Consider the following 19,008-nt stretch of genomic DNA (forward strand, 5'->3'; position numbering starts at 1 on the left):
GAATATATAAGGATCATGAATAAGCTCTGGACATGTTCGTCCAAATCGCCGTCGGCTTGTTCTTTCTCCTCTTCTGCGTCGGCGTCCGCCGTGACCACCGCGGGTTCAGCAAAGCCGTCTACCTCGGCCTCGCTGCTGAACCGCGGCCGGGCCGTGTACGAGGCACAGACGGCCCGGGGTAAACCCCTGGTCCTGGTCACGTCCGGTGGCACGGGCAGTGACAAAAAGGTGCCGGAGGCCCGCGCGATGGCCGACTACCTGATCGAACGCGATGATCCGCGAGTTCGTGGCGATCTTCCTGAGGTACAAGGTCGTCAACATCGGCATGTGCCTGCTGCTCGGCGCGCTCGGTGTGGCCCTCTACTGGAACAGGATCTGACCGGGGTCCGGGGTCCGGGGTCCGGGGTCCGACCGAGCGACCGAGTCTGATTAAGCTGCGAGAGCTTCCGTACGCCTGGCCAAATCTGACGGACCACCACTGAAATTGGCTGAGGCTCCACGCCACCCAGCAGCGAACCGGAGCATCCCTGTCATGAGCCATCGCACCGCCGAAAGCAGTACCGGGCCGCGAACGCTTGAGCAGGCGCAGAGAGTGCCGACGCGACTGAGGCGGATCGATCCTCCCTACTGTCCACGCTATCCGCCCGCTGGGGAGGACGCCGCCGGCTCCTTGTCCCATCGCTTGCGCGTACGGATCAGGAACCGGCGGATGCGGGAGTAGACAAACCAGACCAGGATCACGCCGATCACCAGCAGCGCGGCGGCGATCGCCGCTGCGGCGACGGGGTGGAACACCGCAAGGGAGACGACCCCGGCCAGTGATGATTCCTCCGCCACGCTCATGGCGATGTTGCTGAACGGTTCAGGGGAGGTGTTGATGCCCATCCGCAGGCCCATTTTGACCAGATGGCTGGACAGGGAGGTCGTGCCGCCGACCGCGCCGGCTGTGACGTCATCGACGGACCCGGGGTCGTGGCCCGCGATCAGGACAGCGATCGCCACTCCGGCGACGGGCCGGATCACGGTGTGGACGATGTCCCAGACGGTGTCCACATAGGGGATCTTGTCGGCGACCGACTCGCACAGGAACAGCACCGCCGCAACCGCGAGCACATCGGTGCGCTCCAGGGCGGTGGGCACGCTGTCGATACCGCCGAAGCGGCCGAGCTGCCCCAGGAGCAGGACGACGGCGTAGGAGCTGATGCCGCTGGCCCAGCCGTTTGCGAAGATCATCGGAACCACGGACACGTGTTCAGTGGAGCACAAGCAGGACGATCAGGCTTGGCGAACTGTTCCATCAGTGCTGCTCCGCCCTGCACTGAAACATCCAGAACCGGTCGGTGGACTGGTGACACTGCCAGTTGCGGTAGCTCCGGCCTGGCACTCTGGCCCGGACCCCGCCATGCTGGGCGGCCTGGAGCAACTCGCCGACAAAACAACCGAGTTGCTCGGCGGCCGGGCCGGAGCCGCTCCACCTTCAGCCACTGCGGAAGGCGATTCATGAAGACCAGGATCTGCGAACTCCTCAGCATCGACCTGCCGTTGCTCGCGTTCAGCCACTGCCGCGACGTCGTAGCCGCGGTCACGAACGCGGGCGGCTTCGGCGTGCTCGGCGCGTCGTCGCACCCCGCCGACGAGCTGGAGCTGGACCTGACGTGGATCGACGAGCAGGTCGCGGGAAAACCGTACGGCGTCGATCTGATCGTGCCGGAGCGGTATGAGGGCAAAGGCGAAGGGCTCCGGCGCGGGGATCTCGAAGCGCGAATCCCCGGCGGACACCGGGACTTCGTCGACGATCTGCTCACCCGGCACGGCGTGGACCCGGTCCCGCGCGGGCGGGCCGCCACGGCCGCGCACCCCGCCCTGGTCGGCGACGGACTCGGCGAGCAGTTGCTCGACGTGGTTTTCCGCCATCCGGTGCGGCTCGTCGCCAACGCCCTCGGGGTTCCGCCGCAGTACATGATCGATCGCGCGCACGCCGCAGGCGTCCCGGTCGCCGCCCTGGTCGGAGCCAAGGAGCACGCGGTCAAGCAGGTTCAGGCGGGAGTGGACATCCTCGTCGCCCAGGGCACCGAGGCGGGCGGGCACTGCGGCGAGGTCTCCACGATGGTGCTCGTGCCCGAGGTCGTCGAGGCGATCGCGTCGGTCCGCGCCGTCCCGGTGCTGGCCGCCGGTGGCATCGTGACAGGACGTCAGATGGCGGCGGCCATCGCACTCGGCGCAGCTGGGGCGTGGACTGGTTCAGTGTGGCTGACCACCGAGGAGGCTGAGACCGCCCCGTGGACCAAGCAGAAGCTGGTGGCCGCTTCGTCGCGGGACACCGTGCGCTCCCGGGGGCGGACGGGCAAGCCGTCCCGGCAGCTGCGGTCCGGTTGGACGGACGCGTGGGAAGGCCCCGGAAACCCCGGCGCGCTGCCGATGCCGCTCCAGTCAATGCTGAGCGAACCCGCATTGCGCCGCGTGGACAGGTCCGCCGAGAAGGGTGATGCAGGTGCCCGTGAACTGGCTACTTACTGGGTGGGGCAGGGCGTCGGCCTGCTGAACCGCGTCCGGCCGGTTCGTGAGGTCGTGTATGAAATGGCGGAGGACTTCCTCGCCGCGGTGGAGCGCCTTGACCGGGCGATCGCGGACTGAGAGGACGTTCTGGTTGCGTGAGCGGTATTTCATGAGTTGTGCCAGGTTATGGTGCTTTCGCCGGTGGCCCGCTTCAGGAGGTTGGAGATCATCGCGAGGCGGATCATGCTTTCGGAGTGTGCGGGTTTGGTCTCGTAGTCCCGTGCGAGGCGGCGGTGCATCATGATCCAGCCGAAGGTCCGTTCCACGACCCAGCGGCGCGGGACTACGGAGAAGCCCTTGACCTGCGTGTTTCGCGGGACGACGTCGATGCCGAGGGCGGCGCCGTGTTCGACGGCTTGGTTCTTGTAGCCGGTGTCGACCCAGGCTTTGGTGATCGTGGGGTGGTCGGCGGCGACGCGGGTGAGGAGTCGCTTGCCGGCGTCGTTGTCCGAAACGCTGGCCGCGGTGACGGTGACCAGCGGCAACAGTCCGAGCGTGTCGACGACGATGCTCCGCTTTCTGCCCACGATCTTCTTGTTCGCGTCGGTGCCTTGCGTGCTGTCGGGCACGGTGTGGGCGGTCTTGACGCTTTGGGCGTCGATGACGCAGGCGGTCGGTTCCGCGGTGCGTCCCACCTGCTCACGGACCGTCCTGCGCAGTCGGACGCCGAGGTTCTCGATCGTGCCGTCGGCGGTCCAGGCGCTGAAGTAGGAGAAGACGGTGCTGGGCGGGGGGAAGTCGTGCGGCAGGTAGCGCCAGGGGACGCCGGTGTGGTTCACGTAGAGGATCGTGTTCATGACTTCGCGCAGGTCGGTGACCCGGCCGCCGAGTCCGAGCGAGGTCTTCTGACGCTCAGCCCTCCACTCCGTCAGGGCCGGTTCTATCAAGTCGGAGGATTTCAAGTCCAGTGAGACGGTGACGGATCTATGAAGTTTGTGGTGCGGTATCCCGGCGCTTGGCCGGATCGTTGATCCACGCTGTAGCGGGTATCGCGGGTGGCCGGGGTCTGCGTCCGAAGCGTTCGGGGTGGCGGGCGTACGCCTGGGAGAGGGTGACCGCCCGCTGGTCGCGGACCTGGTCGGCCGTCCCGAAGTGGACGGAGGCCGGAGTGTGGAGGCCGATCCCCGAGTGCCGGTGTTCGTGGTTGTAGTAGGCGATGAACGCGTCGAACCATTCCCGGGCGTGGGCCAGGGAGTCGAAGCGTTGGGGGTAGTCGGACATGTACTTCGTGGTCTTGAACTGGGCTTCGCTGAAGGGGTTGTCGTTGGAGACCTTCGGCCGTGAGTGTGACCGGGTCACTCCGAGATCGATCAACAGCTGGGAGACCTTCTTCGACGTCATCGAGGTGCCCCGGTCGGCGTGCACGGTCTGGGGGACGACGCCGTTGCGTTCGATGGTTTCGCGGATCAACTCCTCGGCGCGGTCCGCGGATTCGGCGGCCTCGACGGTGTGGCCGACGATGTACCGGGAGTAGATGTCGAGGATGACGTAGGTGTGGTACCAGACGCCTTTGACCGGTCCGGCGGCTTTGGTGATGTCCCAGTTGAAGACCTGGGACGGGCCGGTGGCCACGGGTTCGGGCACCGTCTTGGCGGGATGTACGGCCTGTCTGCGGCGTTCACCGGCCTGGCCGTGTGCGCGCAGGATCCAGTACATCGTCGAGACGGAGCAGTGGTAGCGGCCGGCGTCCAGTTCGCGGGCCCAGATCTGGGCCGGTGCGGGTTCGGCGTACTCGTCGCTGTTGAGCAACTCCAGTATCGCGGAGCGTTCTTGGCCGGTCAGGGCGGAGGGCTGGTCCTGTGGTTCGCGGGGTTTGGGGGGCGGGGCGGGTTGGAGTCTTCGGTAGTGGGTGGCGCGGGAGCGGCCGGTCAGGCGGCAGGCCGCGGTGGTGCCCAGTTCGCCCTCGACACCGGTGAACGCCTCATCGAGGACGGGGTCCGCGGTGCTCGTCAGTCCGCGCTCTCGGAGATCATTTCCAAGAGCGCCGAAGCTTTTCCCAGGATCTCCAGTGCGGCCTTGTTGCGGGCCAGTTCCTTCTCCAGCCGTTCGACCCGGCGGCGCAGTTTGTCGTTCTCCGCCTCGGCGGTCGGCTTTTTGGGCCGGGCCGGGCCGGTGCGGCGGTCGACCAGGTTCTCCAGTGCTCCGGCGTCCCGGGCGGCCCGCCATTCCTGGACGTGTGAGTGGTAGAGCCGTTCGCGGCGCAGAACCGCGCCCTTCTCGTTCTTCGGGGCGGCGTCGTACTCGGCGACGATCCGCAGTTTGTACTCCGCGGTGAACGTTCGGCGTTTGGCGCGGGGCGCGGGGTCGGACCCGGTGGGCGCGGTGACGGTCATGGGGTGGGGGCTCCTGTCGTGCCCTCTCAGGCTAACCCGACAAAGCGGGACGTCTCACCCAAGGCTGACAGAGAGGGAGTCCGAACGGGCGTCGGTGAGGTCGCTACGGTAGGTAGGGCGCTGCGACTGTGGGGTCATAAGTCCACTGACTCACCGTGCGCTTGGCGGGGATATCGCTCGTTCGGGTGAGACGAAATCCGCGTTCCGGGCATCCTCGAACCGGACAGGAGCTACCGGGATGAACAACAGCGAACTGCCCGACTGGGCAGGCTTGAACAGCCGCGACTTTCTTCTCAAAGACCCTTATATCTGCCGATTTCCGGCAGGGTGTAGATCTGTGTATAGCGGCACAAAGACGGTGTGAACGTCCTCTCAAAGGGGCGATGACGACCCGGAATACGGTTGGGTCGCGCAGCTCGTATGCGTGTTGCTACCCCTCAAAGGGGCGATGACGACACCACCGCCCACCTCGACCACACCCCGGAGCACTGGTTGCTACCCCTCAAAGGGGCGATGACGACCTCCTCCGGCGCCCACAGGGGCACGCCGTTCTCATGTTGCTACCCCTCAAAGGGGCGATGACGACCGAGGCGTTGACTCCGTCGGCGCAGCAGGCTGCCGAGTTGCTACCCCTCAAAGGGGCGATGACGACGAAACCCGGCGATGTGGTCAAGGTGTCGCAGTGGAGGTTGCTACCCCTCAAAGGGGCGATGACGACGTCCGCAAAGGCATCAGAGCTGACGTTCCGTACATGTTGCTACCCCTCAAAGGGGCGATGACGACGCAGGGTGACGGTAGCGGAGTGGGTGGGGTACCGCAGTTGCTACCCCTCAAAGGGGCGATGACGACCCGAGGGTAAAACCCCAGGCCAGAGCACATCTCTAAGCACGCATCCGGACCCTTTTTGCAGCAGTCCGCCGGTAGTGTAACGCCGCAGGTCAGAGCCTTGCCCCAAGCGCCGCATGATCCGTCAGATCACCTCCCCCATCTGGTAGCCCCGGCCCCCCGGACGGGAATTCCGTACGGCAGTAAGCCCTTCCGTCTCGGAGTAGTCACCGTCGATCACATTGACCTTGAGCTTCTTGTTCCATGCTCCGAAGGCGTACCAGGGCAGCGGGATCAGGTAGTCCTCCGCCAGGAGCCGCCCCGCTTTGCCCGGCGCGGACAGTAAGGCCGCGCGATAGGCATCCACATCCTCCTGCAAAATCCCCTCGCTGCCGTCGAAGAGTTTGTCGAAAGCTTCGGCCAGCGGTTCACGGTCTTCAAACGGCGCACGGAAGGTCAGCAGGTCGCGAGTGAACGCCTCCTGATGATCCATCACCTCCCGCTCCCACGCGTCGCCCCACACACTGTCGTAGATCTCGTCCAACCACTGGTTCGCAGCCGCCTCGTCGATTAGTCTTCCGTCCTGCTGTTCGAGGATCTTCCAGGCCGCTTCGACAGGGTGACGTGGGTAAACCCCGTCAGCGTGCTCGCCACCTCCTCCACGCCGTACGGCGTAGGCCGGCGGGTGGAGACAGACATCGGCTGCCTCTCGCAGTCCCAGCCGGTTGACCCGGCCGAACCGTTGGAGCAGCGCTTCCAGCGTGGCGGCCGAGGTGTGCAAGACATCCATGTCAATGTCCAGCGAGACCTCGACCACCTGTGTAGCGACGAGCAGACCCGGCACGCGTAGTTTTCCCGAGCCGTACCGCGTATGAATTCGCTGTTCGATCCGTGAGCGGTCGCCACGGCGGAACCGGCCATGCAGCAACATCGCCGCCTGCTGTCCGTGCAGTTGCTGAGCCAACGGCCCGAGCGTACGGAACACCGTCTGGGCATCACGGATGTTGTTGGCTACGACGAGCACGGACTGGCCGGCCCGGATGCGGGTCTCGATCTGAGCCAACGAAGCCGGGTCGGTCAGGTGCGCTGGATCGATGCGCAGCCGGTGGCGGGCTTTTGCGTTGCGCTGGTAGCCGTCCACCAAGGTCACATTGTGTTTGAGTGTGCGCGGAATGAGCCCTTGGCCGCTGCCGCTGCCGCTTCCTGGGGTCGAGGCGGTTCTGGTGAGCCTCCCCGGCAACGTGGCCGACAGGATGGCGATGCGCCCGCCCAGGGACTCCCACAGTTGCATCGCCGCGAGGATGAAGCCGAGCCGCCGGGTGTCGTACGCGTGCAGCTCATCCAGGATGAAGACCGAGTTGGCCGAGTCGATCAGGATGCTGCTGTGCGCGGGGCCGGCGAGTGCCCCGCGAAGAAGTTGGTACGGCGTGCCGACCCGGACCGTCTCGCGGAACAGTCGCGTCGCGTTCTGCCTGGCCACGGCTTTGCGGGCAGCATCGGCCCGGTGGTCACCCCCGTGCTCCTCATCCGTACCGTCCTCCGGGCAGACCGCAGCGGACAGATGGTAGGACGCGGCCTTGGAGTGGCTGACACCGATGGCATCGGTGTCTTCCACCAGCTGCCCGAGCCGACCGGTCATCGCGTTGATCGACGCCAGGTACGGAAGTGTGAAGAACAACCGGGGTGTTCCTCCGGTCAGCGCAATCAACTCGCCGACCTGGGCCGCAGCCCACAACAGACCGGACTCGGTCTTTCCGCTTCCGGTGGGCCCGCGCAGGATCAGATGGCCGCTGACAGCAGCGGCTGCGCGCTGATGGGGATGGAGAGGCCAGCGCTTCTCCACCCGCTCACACAGTTCCGGCCCGATCGGCTGCCGGGAATGCAAGACTCCGTGGGCCGAGGACAGGTGGTCCGCCAACGTGACCGCGCCCTGCAGCAGTACCGCGACCAGACCGGTTTCCCGGTCAACCTCGCCCTCCCAGCGCTCGAACAGTTCATCGAGCAGGCGATGTGCCTGTGGCACCACATCGTCACCTGAGCCGACACGCAGCCGCAGGTCCGGATCGGCCACCAGGCCGGCCGCGCCAGCCAACCGGGACAGCAGCTCAGCGGCGACCTTGCTATCAACCTGTCCGATCTCCTGGACGAACCGGCTTTCTGTACATGCCCCGTACAGTTGTGCCAGCGATTCCTTGCCAGGGCGGTTCTCCCCCGTCAGCGTCCGGTGATGGGTGGCCACCGCCGAAGCCACCCACATCCGCAGCGCCGGATCGGTGAGCAGCTCGTTGACGAAGCCCAGGGACACCACCTCATGCCGGTGCCCCCAGCGGCGTTTCACTCCGGTGACCATGTCCTGGAAACCCTGGGGGATCTTGCCGGCGTCGTGCAGGAGGGCCGCCAGCTCAACCGCGTCCCAGAAGCTCACCCCCATCCGTGCTGGGACACAGCCCAGTTCACCGATCCGCCGCCGCAGGAGCCGGGCGGCGGCGAGCGTCGCCAAGAGGTGATCGACAAGCCGCTCGGCCGGCATACCGAACACAGAGCTCTTAGCCTGGTATTCGGTCAAGGACGTCACGGCGCCGACCCGTTCTCCGCTCGGATGGGGTGGAAGGATTTCAGGAGTACGACAGCTCGCCCCTGGTCGTCCGCCGCATCCGCAGCGATCTGCGTAGGGCTTCCAGTGCGGGCGTACCGGTATGGATCCCAACAGGTCCGCGACCGGTCCCGGGCCACCGCGGTGGGCAGCTGCAGCAGGGCGCCGCTGGGGGTGTTCTCCGCAGGGACCAGCGCGTGCCCCTGAGTCGCCGGTCCTGCACCGAGTTCGACATCGCGCAGGCTCAGTCCGATGAGATCCTGACTGCGGCCGAGCCGCAGCGGCCACACCGGCCGTCTCAGACGCTGTCGCCACACTCCAGGCTCGTCGAGGATCCACACGGTCAACGTGACCCGGGCCAGGAACTCCCTGTCCCGCGGCACCGGGTCGCTGGCCCCCCCGCCGCCGTCCAGCGGGTGGTAGGTCTCCAGGTCGACGCCGCTCCCTTCGGCACGGAAAGCCATCGCTACCCGGAACGCGGGGTCAACGCGATCCCAGCCGCCGGCCGCGGCAGCGAGCATCCCGCCGACGGTCGCGGGGGTCGGGCAGGGCAAGCCGACCTGGACGGCCGCGTACAGCGGGTCGCGAAAGGATGCGACCTCGGCGGTGACGGTGACCTCCAGCGCTGCGGTCATGCTTTCGCGTCCTCGAACCAGTCGTCGCGCCTGCCCTGTTCAATGTCGGCGGCCAAGTCCCGCAGGATGACGCGGGGATGGGCGATGACAACGCGCTCGGCCTTGACGAGATCAGTCAGTGCGTCGGTCACCCGCTCCCGCTCTTCGCCGAGGAACCCGGGCGCCCAGCCGAGGAAGACCGGACCGTCCAACTCATCGGCCCACGCGTCCAGTTCCTCACGGAACACTTTGTCGGCGAAGACGGTACGGATCGCTCCCTGCTCCTTGCGGCCGGTCAGGACCCGGGTGAAGGGGTTGACGCCGCCCTTCATCGGGGCGAGCAACAGCAGCGCGGGGGCCCGGTCCCCGTAGTGGAGCGACTGCTTGGCGCCACCCTGGACCGCGGACAGCGTACGGAGGATCAGCGCGGCCCGACGGCGACGTTCGGCCAGCGGCAACCGCACCGACCGGACTCCGCGGAAGCTCGTCTCCTCGGCACCGGCGGCCTTTGCCTCCTCGGCGGCCTGGGCAGAGAGCGCGACCTTCAGACCGGCGCCGTCCGCCTCGAAAACCCCGACCCGTGGCAGGTCCAGCAAGATGTCGCCGGCGAGGTCAGCGGTGTAGAGCTCGTGTTCATGCAGTACGGGGTTCTCGCCAGGTGCGAAGCCGCGGGTCATCGTGCCGTAGTCCTGCGTCGGCTTCTGGGGGAGAACCGAGACGAGGGTGCCGGTGGCCAGTACGGTGTCCCGCTGGATGGACGCGCCCTTGAGCGCCACCATGTACCCGAAGATGTCGTCGTCCAGGTAGAGGTCCGGTCGGCCTCCGGTGTAAGCCTGCTGCTTCTTCTTGTCACCGACCCGGGTCACCGGAGAGCGCGGTTCCTGCACGGGGATGGAGTCCCGCAACCAGCGCCGGAACGCCTGAGCGGAGACGTACGGGTATTCCTCCCGGCCGACGGTGAGCTTCTTGATCCTTGCGACGTTGTCGTCGCTCTTGCCGTTGTTGGGCGCACCCGCGTTGATGTCCAGGGCGATCTTTCCGACCAGGTGGCTCACTGTTCATCGTTCCCTTCGATGTGGCGGTCGTCGATTTCGGCGTTCTCCGCCGCCGTCTTGACCGCTTCGGCCAGCTCTTCGCGCTCCTGTTGCACTTCGGGCGAGTCAGGCAGCTTCCAGCCGAGTCTGCCGAGTTCCTCCACCACCCCGACCAGCAGCAGGTGTTTGAAGAACCAGCCGTTGCCGTCCGGCGCGAACAGCAGCTCCGCCTGCTGGACTCCGTACATGGGTTCGGACGGGGCTTTCGGGTCGAGCAGACGGTCCACGTTTGTAGCTTCCAGCCAGCGGCGCAGCGCCCGGTTGTCCTTGAACACGTTGCGCATTTGCCGCAGTTTGCCCGGGGAGGTTTCCGGTTCCAGCATCACTGCGAGGTTGCGGGACAATCCTCGAATCGCATCGATGTCGTGCGGTTCCATCTGCATCACCTCGGTTGCGTAAGACCGGCACACTGCGGCCAGTTCCTGGGAGTGCTCCGGCGGGATGCCGGTACGGGCGAGCCGTCCGAAGGCGTAGCGGGCGGCGGCGGGGACGATTCGGTGGGGGGAACGCAGTGCGTTGCGCGCCAGTCCGGTGATGCCCGGGTGGTAGGTGTTCCGGTGTGCGGCGATCAGTGCTCGATAGCCGGTCGGGCCGGAGTCTGAGCGTGCAATGCCGCGCAGCCATTCGGCCAGTGGCTGGTCCACGGTGTAGGTCTCCAGGGAGGAGCCCCGGTTGTCGTTGCTGAAGACGTACAGGTCGACGCCAGCGGTGACCCGCTTGTCGTACGCGCGCAGTCTGGACAGGGCCAGAGCATCGCGGGCTCCGGTGAACTCCGGTGTGGGAGTTGAGCCCACGGTGATCAGTGGTCGTGTGGCACGCACCTGCCGGCTCGTGCTCTGCCTCATCAGGTTCTCGTCCCAGGAGTGCAGCGCGGTGCTCGGGCCGCCGGTCAACCGGCATCCGTAGGGCAACGCGTGGAAGGAACAGACGCACGGCCAGCAAAGCGCCATGCCTGCGTGTCCTCGGGGCGTGGTGTTGCGGTACTTCCGTCCCTCGGCGAGGGGTACATCGGTCTTGCCGTAGAAGTCGACGGCAGATCGTCCGCACAGCACACAGGGAACGCCGGGCCATTTTTCGGGCTCGGGGCGGGTGCGCCACTCGGTGATGTCCGCCGCGAGGTCCCGTGTTCCGGTCTTCGGCTGCTTGAGCCGCGACGGGTGGTTCATCTTCGAGTTGGGGAAGAAACCGAAACTGGTCTTCAGCCAGAAGGCGCCGTCATCTTTGGTCGAAGCGATCCTGGCGGCTTTGAAGGCCTCGTCCGCTATCTCCGTCACGGCCTTTGAGAAAGCGTGCTCGGTGACTTCGTCCGGATGGCCGCACTGCGCGACGTTCGCGAGGGCGAACGCGCCCACCCGCTGTAATGGATGTGGTGTCAGGACGAGTCGGCATTGTTCGGCCTCCCTGGCCCGCTGCTCGCTGGTCATGCGGACACCCAGCCGAAGCCGGCGGAATTTGCCTGCCCCAGCCCCCAGGACCACAGCGCCTGCAGGGTCTCCGGAGCGCCGCGCAAGGCGACTTCGACCGGCGCCCCGACCTTGAGTCCGCTCTTGACAGCGAAGGACCGTTTGGGCCCGACCCAGCGGATTTCCTCCAAGGTCACATCAGGATCGAGGCCTAACGTCTCGGCCTTGCGCCGCAGACTTCCGGCGAAGTAGGCCGGGAACTCCGGCTCTGTGGGGAGGACCCAGGCCTGCCGGGTCGTCCGTACGCCGTCATCGTCACGCCCCGAGCCCTTCATCACCACCGGCGTCGCTGTACGCATGATCGCCTGTCCTGAGGAGAACTCCGGCGCCGGCAGTAGTTCGATTTTCTGAATCTTGAGCGCCACGCCGCCCCAGTCCAGGACCTTGCGGGACGCGAGCGCCATGGCCCAGCTCTGGACCACCCCCAGGAGCGGGGAGCCGAACTCGACGAAACCGCCACCGCCGGTTGCGTAGTGGCCCCGGCGGCGGGGGGCGCTGGTAAAGGTCGGCGCACCGTGTCCGAACGGCACCATGCCGTGCGGCCCCCAGCCCTGGTGGTGAAGCGTCTCGCCTAGTTCCGGCGCCTGCTCACCCAGCAGTTCATACGCCAGGTTCCGTCCCGGCCGCAGCACTTCCGACCACGGGATCTCCGAGGCAGAGGTACTGATGCGAAAACTCAGCCTCATACCGAACCACCCTTCTGCGCGTTGGAGTTCAGGCACTTGAAGAGGAAGCTACATGCCGCACAACCCTCGGGAGGAAGTTGCGCGGAAATTTGCCACAAACTACAGGACAGTCCAGCAACCGTGGATACCCTGACGCCAAGAAGGACCCTGTACCGTCGTGGACGGTACAGAGCCCCTCTGACATGCAGCCGTGCTTGCCCCTCACAGGGCCGATAACTCGCTCAGGCGCCGGGATGAATCCGCGCAACTTCCTCCATTGCGACCCCTCTCAGGGAGAGCTGAAGACCGGAATGCACCAGTCCGCTCCGCATCGTACGGGCTGGATGCCACCTCATCGGCGAGAACCAGCAAGGTCGAATTCTTCTATCGACAAGGCAGGACCAACCATGCCTGAGGACAACTCCGAGCCTCCCCCTTCGCTGGGCGGCGTCCACATCAAGTACCTGGCCCACTGCCCCCGCCAACTCTGGCTCTACGCCAAGGGTTTCCGCCCGGAGGCCGGCAGTGACGCAGTCGCCTTCGGTGAGGTCGTGGACGAGACCACCTTCACCCGTCGCAGGGACGTGGATCTCGGGGAAGCGAAGATCGACTGGGTCACGACAGGGGCTGTCGTCCACGAGACCAAGTCGTCGCGAGCGCCGGACCCAGCCCACGAAATGCAGGTACGGCACTACTGTCTGCTCCTGGAACGCAGAGGCGTGCACGTACGTGGCGGGCGGATCCATTACCCGCTCATCCGCCGCACCGTCGAAGTCCCATGGGCTGCTGGACCCCGCACCCAGGCTGAAGCTGCTGAACGCCAGGCACTCACGGTGATCAACGCACAAACATCACCTGGACGGCTGCCGCGGTCCGCTTGCAAGGGCTGTTCCTATCGTGACTACTGCTGGGGGGATGTCTGATGCCCGCTGCGGGACGTACGTACTACCTCACCGAACCCTGCCGCATCCGGCGGGAAGACAACAGCATCCGGATTGAGAAACCCAACGGCACGCCCATCCGTCTCCCGGTCACGGATATCAAGGACCTTGTCCTGTTCGACCACGTGGATCTCAACACCTCCGTGATTTCGCTGCTCAGCCGCAACGGCGTCACCGTTCATATCCTGGATTTTTACGGCAACTACGCCGGCGCCATCACTCCGGCTGAAGACATGGCTTCGGCCACCGTAGTACGCAGACAAGTCGAACTGACCGCCGACCCGGCCCGGCGCTTGGAAGTCGCCCGATCCCTCGTGGGCTCTACGGCCACCAACATCAAATGGGCGCTGGATACCGAGCTCCTTGACAGTGCCCTCGCGGCGCTCGACGCACAGATCCCCCACTGCACGGACACCGATCAACTCATGGGCCAGGAAGGCAACTTCCGGCGCACGTCCTGGGAAGTTCTCGACACCATCCTGCCCGCCTGGCTACGGATGGACGGACGGACGCGGCGACCCCCGACAAATGCTGGGAATGCCTTCATCAGCTACGCGAACTCCCTTGTCTACACGCGAGTGCTGACTGCTCTGCGGGCCACTCCACTCCATCCGGCCATCGGTTTTCTCCATGCCGACACCGACCGACGTCGCAACACCCTCGCGCTCGACCTTGCCGAACCGTTCAAACCGCTGTTCGCTGAACGGCTCCTGAAACGCGCTGCCGCGCAGAAGACCTTGCAGCCTTCCGACTTCGAGACCGACGTGAGCCAGGCCAGCCTGAGCGTGGCTGGTCGCAAGAAGGTAGCCGTGATGCTGCGCGAGGAACTCGGGACGACGGTTCACCATCGTCGACTGAAGCGGAAGGTGTCGTACGAGGAACTGATCCATCTGGAGGCGCTGAAGGTCGTCCGGTTGTGCCTTGAGGACGTGCCGTACAAACCCTTCCAACCGTGGTGGTGAGGCGATGTTCGTGATCCTGGTCTACGACACCGCTGTGGAACGCAACCCCAAGGTTTTGCGAACCTGCCGAAAGTACTTGCACTGGGTGCAGCGCAGCGTCTTCCAAGGAGAATTGTCCTCAGCACAGTACAGATCGCTGACTGCCGCCCTGGAAGTGCACCTAGACCTCGGCTACGACAGCATCCGGATCTATCGCACGGCGTCTCAGGCCTTGATCGAATCAACGTGGATGGGCGTGGAGATGGGAAACCAGGACACCGTCCTGTGAGCAGCATCTGCAACGCTCTGACCTGCGGCGCTACACTACCGGCGGACTGCTGCAAAAAGGGCCTGAGCGCGGGCTTAAAGCACTGCTCTGACCTGGGGCTTTACCCTCGGGTCGTCATCGCCCCTTTGAGGGGTAGCAACTAGATGTCCGCCGTGCGGTCCCCTTGGGTTTGGACGTCGTCATCGCCCCTTTGAGGGGTAGCAACTGCGGTACCCCACCCACTCCGCTACCGTCACCCTGGGTCGTCATCGCCCCTTTGAGGGGTAGCAACTCCGCTTCGGACTGCGTGCAAACGTGCCGCATCACCGTCGTCATCGCCCCTTTGAGGGGTAGCAACACGCGGACAGTACGTCGCAGACGGCTTTTGCATGGAGTCGTCATCGCCCCTTTGAGGGGTAGCAACCCACTGACTACATGACTACGTCCAAGGCCCTCGTAGTCGTCATCGCCCCTTTGAGGGGTAGCAACACGGAAACTGTGACAAGGTCGCCGACGAAGTAGTCACGTCGTCATCGCCCCTTTGAGGGGTAGCAACCCGGACTGGTCATGGGGGTTCCGGGCGAGTATCAGCTGTCGTCATCGCCCCTTTGAGGGGTAGCAACACCGCTGGCCCGTCGCCGAACTCTTCTGGGCCTCAGTCGTCATCGCCCCTTTGAGGGGTAGCAACGTCGGAGTGGACGTCGAAAGCAGGCCGACGGTCCTGGTCGTCATCGCCCCTTTGAGGGGTAGCAACACGTCCTGGACGTCCGCTGCCGCGCGTGCCGTCGCTGTCGTCATCGCCCCTTTGAGGGGTAGCAACAAGCATCCGAAGCAATCGTGTCGATCGCCTTGTACGTCGTCATCGCCCCTTTGAGGGGTAGCAACAAGTTCGGTCCGACCAGCGGCACGGGCGGTAAGGGGGTCGTCATCGCCCCTTTGAGGGGTAGCAACATGTCTGGGCCAGCGCCTACGTCCCCTGTCAATCCCCTGGAAGCGTAGAGACCTTCCTTATGCGGCTTGGTCCTTCTGATGGTGCCGGGCACGTGCTTCGCTGATGGTTCGTTCGAATTCGATGGGTGCCAGGCCGGCGTCGGCGCGGGTTGTAGAAGTCGGTGATTCAGGTGGCGATCTTCAGCCGGGCCTCGGTGCGGGTGGCGAAGTGGTGCCGGTGGATGTGCTCGACCTTGATCAGTGAGTTGAACGACTCGGCGGCGGCGTTGTCCAGGGCTGATCCGACACGTCCCATGGACTGGACCACTCCGAGCCTGTCGCACAGGCTGTTGTACGCCTCGCTGGTGTATTCGCTGCCGCGGTCACTGTGAAAGATCACGCCTTCCACGTCGCCGCCCCGGGTGGCGGCCGCCATTTTGAGCGAGGCCCCGACCAGGGCAGCGTCATGGTGGGCGCCCATCGCGTAGCCGAGCAGGCGTCGCGAGAACAGGTCCAGGACGGTGGCGAGGTACAGCTTGCCCTCACCGGTTTCGATCTCGGTCATGTCGCCGGCCCACAACACGTCAGGCGCGACCGCGTCGAATCTGCGACGCACCAGGTCAGGGGAGGCGCGGCGCTTGCCCTGACGGGTCAGCGAGCGGCGTCGGCGCGGCGGCTTGCGGCCCTGGAGCCCGAGGTCGGCCATGATCTCGGCGACCGTGTTCACCGAGACCTGCCAGCCCTCGGCCCACAAATCCAAGGTGATCCTCGGCGAGCCGTAGGTGTCGCCTGACTCGCGGAAGAAGTGCGTGATCCTCTCTTCCAGCCGCATCCTCCTGACCTCGCGTTTCGTCGGCTCGGCCGGTCGGCGGCGCCATTTGTAGAACCACGCCTGCGACACGCCCAGCGCGCGGCAGGCAACGGTGTGCGGGATGTCGTACCCGGTCCTCTGGTCGCTGATCACCCCGACGAGCAACGCCGGGTCCCCCTCAGTACCCCGTCCCCGCCGGCCCTCCTGGCCCGCGACACCCAGTTCGCCAGCGTCGTCTCATTGATCCCGAGCTCCAGCGCGACCTGCGCGATCGGCCGACCCGTCTCGGCCACGATCCGCACAGCCCCCTCACGAAACTCCGCGTCGAACTTCCGTCGCTTCTCCGCCCTGACTCTCAACTTCCCCTGCAGTCACGGCTCCACACTACGAGGGGAAGGTCACAGCCAGTATCCCCCCGCCCAACTCACCGTCGAAGAGTGGGGGCGCCGAACCCCGGTTGCGCGAGACTGAGAGCATCGACGGCCGTCACCACCGCGCGGAGACGGCCGCCGTTTCACTTCGGCAGCTCGATGCGAAAACCAGGGAGTCACACGTATGACGCAGCCGAGTGATCCATCCCCCCTGTCCGGACAGACCGGATTCAGCCCTGAGGTCCCCACGGACCGCTGGGCGTTCATCCGTACTGAGAGCGGTGCCGCCGCGGTCCTCCTGGCCGCCGCGTTCGCGGCGTTGGCCTGGGCGAACATCGGTGCCGAGTCCTACGAGTCGATGTGGGGCACCCATCTCTCCCTCCGGCTCGGTGACTCCGGGGTCTCCCTGGATCTCCGCGAATGGGTCAACAGCGGCCTGATGACCCTGTTCTTCTTTGTCGTCGGGCTCGAAGCGCGCCGCGAGTTCGACATGGGTGAGCTCCGTGAGCGACGGCGGCTCACACTGCCCCTGCTGGCGGGCCTCGGCGGGATGGCTGTACCCGTACTGATCTACCTGAGCATCAACGCGGGGCAGTCCTCCGCGCACGGCTGGGGCGCGGCCATGTCCACGGACACGGCCTTCGCCCTGGGCATGCTCGCGCTGCTCGGCGCCCGGTTCCCCAGTCGCCTGCACACCTTCATCCTCACTGTCGCCGTCGTCGACGACTTCGTGGCCCTGGTTGTCATCGCCGTCGTCTACAGCGAACACATCGATGTGCCGGCGCTGCTCGTGGCCGTGGGCCTGATCGCGGCCATCGTGCTCGTCCGGGCCGGCAAAGTACGGCGCGGCTCGGTGTACGCGCTGCTGGGCACCGCCACTTGGGTGGCCGTACTGAAGTCCGGGGTGGATCCGGTTGTGGTCGGGTTGCTGATGGGGCTGCTGACGTACGCCTATCCGGCGTCCCGCGGCGATCTGGAGCGTGCCAGCGATCTGTTCCGCGAGTTCCGTGAGCAGCCGACCCCGGAGTTGGAGCGCTCCGCCCGCCTCGGCATGGCGGCGGCCCTGTCGCCGAACGCCCGCCTCCAGCGGATGTACGAGCAGTGGACCGCGTACGCGATCGTCCCGTTGTTCGCCTTGGCCAACGCGGGCATCACCATCGACGGAGGCCTGCTGTCGCGGGCCTTCACCTCCCCCATCACGCTCGGCATCCTGTTCGCCTACGTCGTGGGCAAACCGGTGGGAATCATCGGCACCGCCGCGCTGACCACCCTGTTCAGCCGTGGCCGACTGCGTCCGCCGGTCGGCTGGGGTGCCGTGTTCGGCGGCGGCACGATAGCCGGTGTGGGGTTCACCGTGTCGCTGCTGATCGCGACGCTGGCCTTCGAAGGTGCCGAACTCGACGAAGCGAAGACCGGCATCCTCAGCGCCGTGCTGTGCTCCTTCATCCTGACCTGGCTGGTCTCCGTCGTGACGGCCGTACTCCCGCAGCCGCTGCGGTCGCGGGTGCTCCTGGGCACCGCCCAGAGCGTCATCGACCTGGCGGTCCCGGTCGACCCGGAGCGCGACCACATCCGCGGTCCCGTCGACGCCCCGGTGACGCTGGTCGAGTACGGGGACTTCGAATGCCCGTACTGCGGTCAGGCCGAACCGGTCATCCGTGAGCTGCTCGCCGACCACGGTGAGGTCCGCTACGTCTGGCGGCACCTGCCACTCACCGATGTGCACCCCAACGCCCGCCTGGCGGCGGAGGCCGCCGAGGCCGCCGCCGAACAGGGCGCTTTCTGGACCATGCTCGACCGGCTCCTGGTCCAGCAGGACACCCTGAAGCCCCGTCATCTACTCGATCACGCCGCGCACTTGGGGCTCGACGTCGAGCGGTTCCGCGAAGCACTGCACTCCCACCGGGGCGCGGCCCGGGTCACGGCGGACGAGGAGTCCGCAGACCTCAGCGGCGTGTCCGGCACACCGACGTTCTTCATCAACGGCCGCCGCCATCACGGGGCTTTCGACATCACGACGCTCTCCGCCGCCGTCCACACAGCCAAGGAGCGCGCGTTCATCGACTCCTTGCCGATGACCAAACCGACAACCACTGACGGGGCGTCACACATCCGCCGGGTTGTCAGCTGGTTCCGGCGCGACCGGCTTGAGAAGAATCTTCAGAAGAATCCTTAGAAGAATCCTTAGAAGAATCCTTAGAAGGATCGCGTACGGATTTCCCCTACGTGCCGGCAACCCGGTTCCCCGCCCCGATACCTACCCCGCCCTTCCGCCTCCACCCGTCCGCGATGCGGACACCCGCCAGCACCCGCTTGACACTCCGTCTAGGCTTTTGCCCGCAGTAGGTTCGCCCCGTCAGCCAGCCGGGGCGTCGTAAGAGGGAACCCGGTGTGATTCCGGGACTGCCCCGCAGCGGTGAGTGGGAACGAACGCCGTCACATGCACTGAGCCCTGATCAGGGCCCGGGAAGCGACGGCCACTAGGTGCCAGGCCAGCCGGCCCGGCGTGCCCGCGAGTCCGAAGACCTGCCTCTGCCCGCAGGCGTTCTTCGCCCGCGGTGATTCTCGGTGACCTCGAGGGCGGGTCGGCGGAGCGGTTGGTC

The 19,008-nt window shown here is 66.0% G+C and carries 16 protein-coding genes, 2 CRISPR repeat arrays and 1 riboswitch; of the genes, 5 read left to right on the plus strand and 11 right to left on the minus strand.

What is annotated here, in order from left to right; translation table 11 throughout:
- Positions 1-636: 636 nt before the first annotated feature.
- Positions 637-1,248 (minus strand): DUF4126 domain-containing protein, encoded by a 612-nt coding sequence (locus tag AC0Z36_RS03920; RefSeq protein WP_485461235.1) that lies wholly within the window; start codon positions 1,246-1,248, stop codon positions 637-639.
- Between the two features lie 252 nt (positions 1,249-1,500).
- Between AC0Z36_RS03920 and AC0Z36_RS03925 the strand changes: the two genes are divergently transcribed.
- On the plus strand, positions 1,501-2,634 hold the full coding sequence (locus AC0Z36_RS03925; protein WP_485461236.1) for an NAD(P)H-dependent flavin oxidoreductase: 1,134 nt from the start codon (positions 1,501-1,503) through the stop codon (positions 2,632-2,634).
- Positions 2,635-2,663: 29 nt separating this feature from the next.
- Here AC0Z36_RS03925 and AC0Z36_RS03930 read toward each other — a convergent pair whose 3' ends face one another.
- The 8 genes from AC0Z36_RS03930 to AC0Z36_RS03965 form a co-directional block, all read right to left on the minus strand.
- Positions 2,664-3,458 (minus strand): IS5 family transposase, encoded by a 795-nt coding sequence (locus AC0Z36_RS03930; protein ID WP_485461237.1) that lies wholly within the window; start codon positions 3,456-3,458, stop codon positions 2,664-2,666.
- A 22-nt stretch (positions 3,459-3,480) separates the two neighbouring features.
- Entirely contained in the window at positions 3,481-4,305 is an 825-nt protein-coding gene (locus AC0Z36_RS03935) for a transposase (RefSeq protein WP_485461238.1), read from the minus strand.
- Positions 4,306-4,505: 200 nt separating this feature from the next.
- Positions 4,506-4,889: a transposase gene (locus AC0Z36_RS03940; protein ID WP_485461239.1), complete on the minus strand. Its 384-nt coding sequence runs from the start codon at positions 4,887-4,889 to the stop codon at positions 4,506-4,508.
- A gap of 426 nt (positions 4,890-5,315) precedes the next feature.
- Positions 5,316-5,738: a CRISPR direct-repeat array (repeat unit 30 nt; unit sequence GTTGCTACCCCTCAAAGGGGCGATGACGAC).
- A 121-nt stretch (positions 5,739-5,859) separates the two neighbouring features.
- On the minus strand, positions 5,860-8,244 hold the full coding sequence (cas3, locus tag AC0Z36_RS03945; protein ID WP_485461324.1) for a CRISPR-associated helicase Cas3': 2,385 nt from the start codon (positions 8,242-8,244) through the stop codon (positions 5,860-5,862).
- Between the two features lie 41 nt (positions 8,245-8,285).
- Positions 8,286-8,942, minus strand: coding sequence for a CRISPR-associated protein Cas5 (gene cas5 / locus AC0Z36_RS03950; protein WP_485461240.1), 657 nt, complete (start codon positions 8,940-8,942; stop codon positions 8,286-8,288).
- Complete coding sequence (cas7i, locus tag AC0Z36_RS03955; protein ID WP_485461241.1) at positions 8,939-9,976, minus strand: type I-B CRISPR-associated protein Cas7/Cst2/DevR; 1,038 nt, start codon at positions 9,974-9,976, stop codon at positions 8,939-8,941. Before cas7i ends, cas5 begins: the two co-directional genes overlap by 4 nt.
- Complete coding sequence (locus AC0Z36_RS03960; protein ID WP_485461242.1) at positions 9,973-11,439, minus strand: hypothetical protein; 1,467 nt, start codon at positions 11,437-11,439, stop codon at positions 9,973-9,975. The genes cas7i and AC0Z36_RS03960 overlap by 4 nt, the downstream gene beginning before the upstream one ends.
- On the minus strand, positions 11,436-12,164 hold the full coding sequence (locus AC0Z36_RS03965) for a CRISPR-associated endoribonuclease Cas6 (protein ID WP_485461243.1): 729 nt from the start codon (positions 12,162-12,164) through the stop codon (positions 11,436-11,438). The genes AC0Z36_RS03960 and AC0Z36_RS03965 overlap by 4 nt, the downstream gene beginning before the upstream one ends.
- Before the next feature lie 386 nt (positions 12,165-12,550).
- On the opposite strand from AC0Z36_RS03965, the gene AC0Z36_RS03970 reads away from it, so the two are divergent.
- Genes AC0Z36_RS03970 through cas2 form a run of 3 tightly spaced genes read left to right on the plus strand, consistent with a single transcriptional unit; the run spans position 12,551 to position 14,314 of the window.
- Positions 12,551-13,066 (plus strand): CRISPR-associated protein Cas4, encoded by a 516-nt coding sequence (locus AC0Z36_RS03970; protein WP_485461244.1) that lies wholly within the window; start codon positions 12,551-12,553, stop codon positions 13,064-13,066.
- Entirely contained in the window at positions 13,066-14,046 is a 981-nt protein-coding gene (gene cas1b / locus AC0Z36_RS03975; protein WP_485461245.1) for a type I-B CRISPR-associated endonuclease Cas1b, read from the plus strand. Before AC0Z36_RS03970 ends, cas1b begins: the two co-directional genes overlap by 1 nt.
- Before the next feature lie 4 nt (positions 14,047-14,050).
- Positions 14,051-14,314: a CRISPR-associated endonuclease Cas2 gene (cas2, locus tag AC0Z36_RS03980; RefSeq protein ID WP_485461246.1), complete on the plus strand. Its 264-nt coding sequence runs from the start codon at positions 14,051-14,053 to the stop codon at positions 14,312-14,314.
- Between the two features lie 110 nt (positions 14,315-14,424).
- A CRISPR array of direct repeats spans positions 14,425-15,244; the repeat unit is 30 nt; unit sequence GTCGTCATCGCCCCTTTGAGGGGTAGCAAC.
- Between the two features lie 166 nt (positions 15,245-15,410).
- Here cas2 and AC0Z36_RS03985 read toward each other — a convergent pair.
- Together AC0Z36_RS03985 and AC0Z36_RS03990 are read right to left on the minus strand one after the other, a co-directional pair.
- Positions 15,411-16,187, minus strand: a complete 777-nt coding sequence (locus AC0Z36_RS03985; protein WP_485461247.1) for an IS3 family transposase — start codon at positions 16,185-16,187, stop codon at positions 15,411-15,413.
- Positions 16,184-16,336 (minus strand): transposase, encoded by a 153-nt coding sequence (locus tag AC0Z36_RS03990; protein WP_485461325.1) that lies wholly within the window; start codon positions 16,334-16,336, stop codon positions 16,184-16,186. Before AC0Z36_RS03990 ends, AC0Z36_RS03985 begins: the two co-directional genes overlap by 4 nt.
- A gap of 253 nt (positions 16,337-16,589) precedes the next feature.
- Here AC0Z36_RS03990 and nhaA point away from each other — a divergent pair, with 253 nt between their 5' ends.
- Positions 16,590-18,581, plus strand: a complete 1,992-nt coding sequence (gene nhaA, locus AC0Z36_RS03995) for a Na+/H+ antiporter NhaA (protein ID WP_485461248.1) — start codon at positions 16,590-16,592, stop codon at positions 18,579-18,581.
- Between the two features lie 150 nt (positions 18,582-18,731).
- Positions 18,732-18,953, plus strand: a riboswitch (cobalamin riboswitch).
- Positions 18,954-19,008: the final 55 nt, after the last annotated feature.

Source organism: Kitasatospora sp. UYEF31, from assembly GCF_057291755.1.

What these genes read in the sequence shown, in the direction of transcription:
- cas3 (WP_485461324.1), bottom strand. Translation starts at nt 8,244, where the DNA reads ATGCCGGCCGAGCGGCTTGTCGATCACCTCTTGGCGACGCTCGCCGCC.
- AC0Z36_RS03965 (WP_485461243.1), bottom strand. Translation starts at nt 12,164, where the DNA reads ATGAGGCTGAGTTTTCGCATCAGTACCTCTGCCTCGGAGATCCCGTGG.
- cas1b (WP_485461245.1), top strand. Translation starts at nt 13,066, where the DNA reads ATGCCCGCTGCGGGACGTACGTACTACCTCACCGAACCCTGCCGCATC.
- AC0Z36_RS03925 (WP_485461236.1), top strand. Translation starts at nt 1,501, where the DNA reads ATGAAGACCAGGATCTGCGAACTCCTCAGCATCGACCTGCCGTTGCTC.
- AC0Z36_RS03960 (WP_485461242.1), bottom strand. Translation starts at nt 11,439, where the DNA reads ATGACCAGCGAGCAGCGGGCCAGGGAGGCCGAACAATGCCGACTCGTC.
- cas2 (WP_485461246.1), top strand. Translation starts at nt 14,051, where the DNA reads ATGTTCGTGATCCTGGTCTACGACACCGCTGTGGAACGCAACCCCAAG.
- cas5 (WP_485461240.1), bottom strand. Translation starts at nt 8,942, where the DNA reads ATGACCGCAGCGCTGGAGGTCACCGTCACCGCCGAGGTCGCATCCTTT.
- AC0Z36_RS03940 (WP_485461239.1), bottom strand. Translation starts at nt 4,889, where the DNA reads ATGACCGTCACCGCGCCCACCGGGTCCGACCCCGCGCCCCGCGCCAAA.
- nhaA (WP_485461248.1), top strand. Translation starts at nt 16,590, where the DNA reads ATGACGCAGCCGAGTGATCCATCCCCCCTGTCCGGACAGACCGGATTC.
- AC0Z36_RS03970 (WP_485461244.1), top strand. Translation starts at nt 12,551, where the DNA reads ATGCCTGAGGACAACTCCGAGCCTCCCCCTTCGCTGGGCGGCGTCCAC.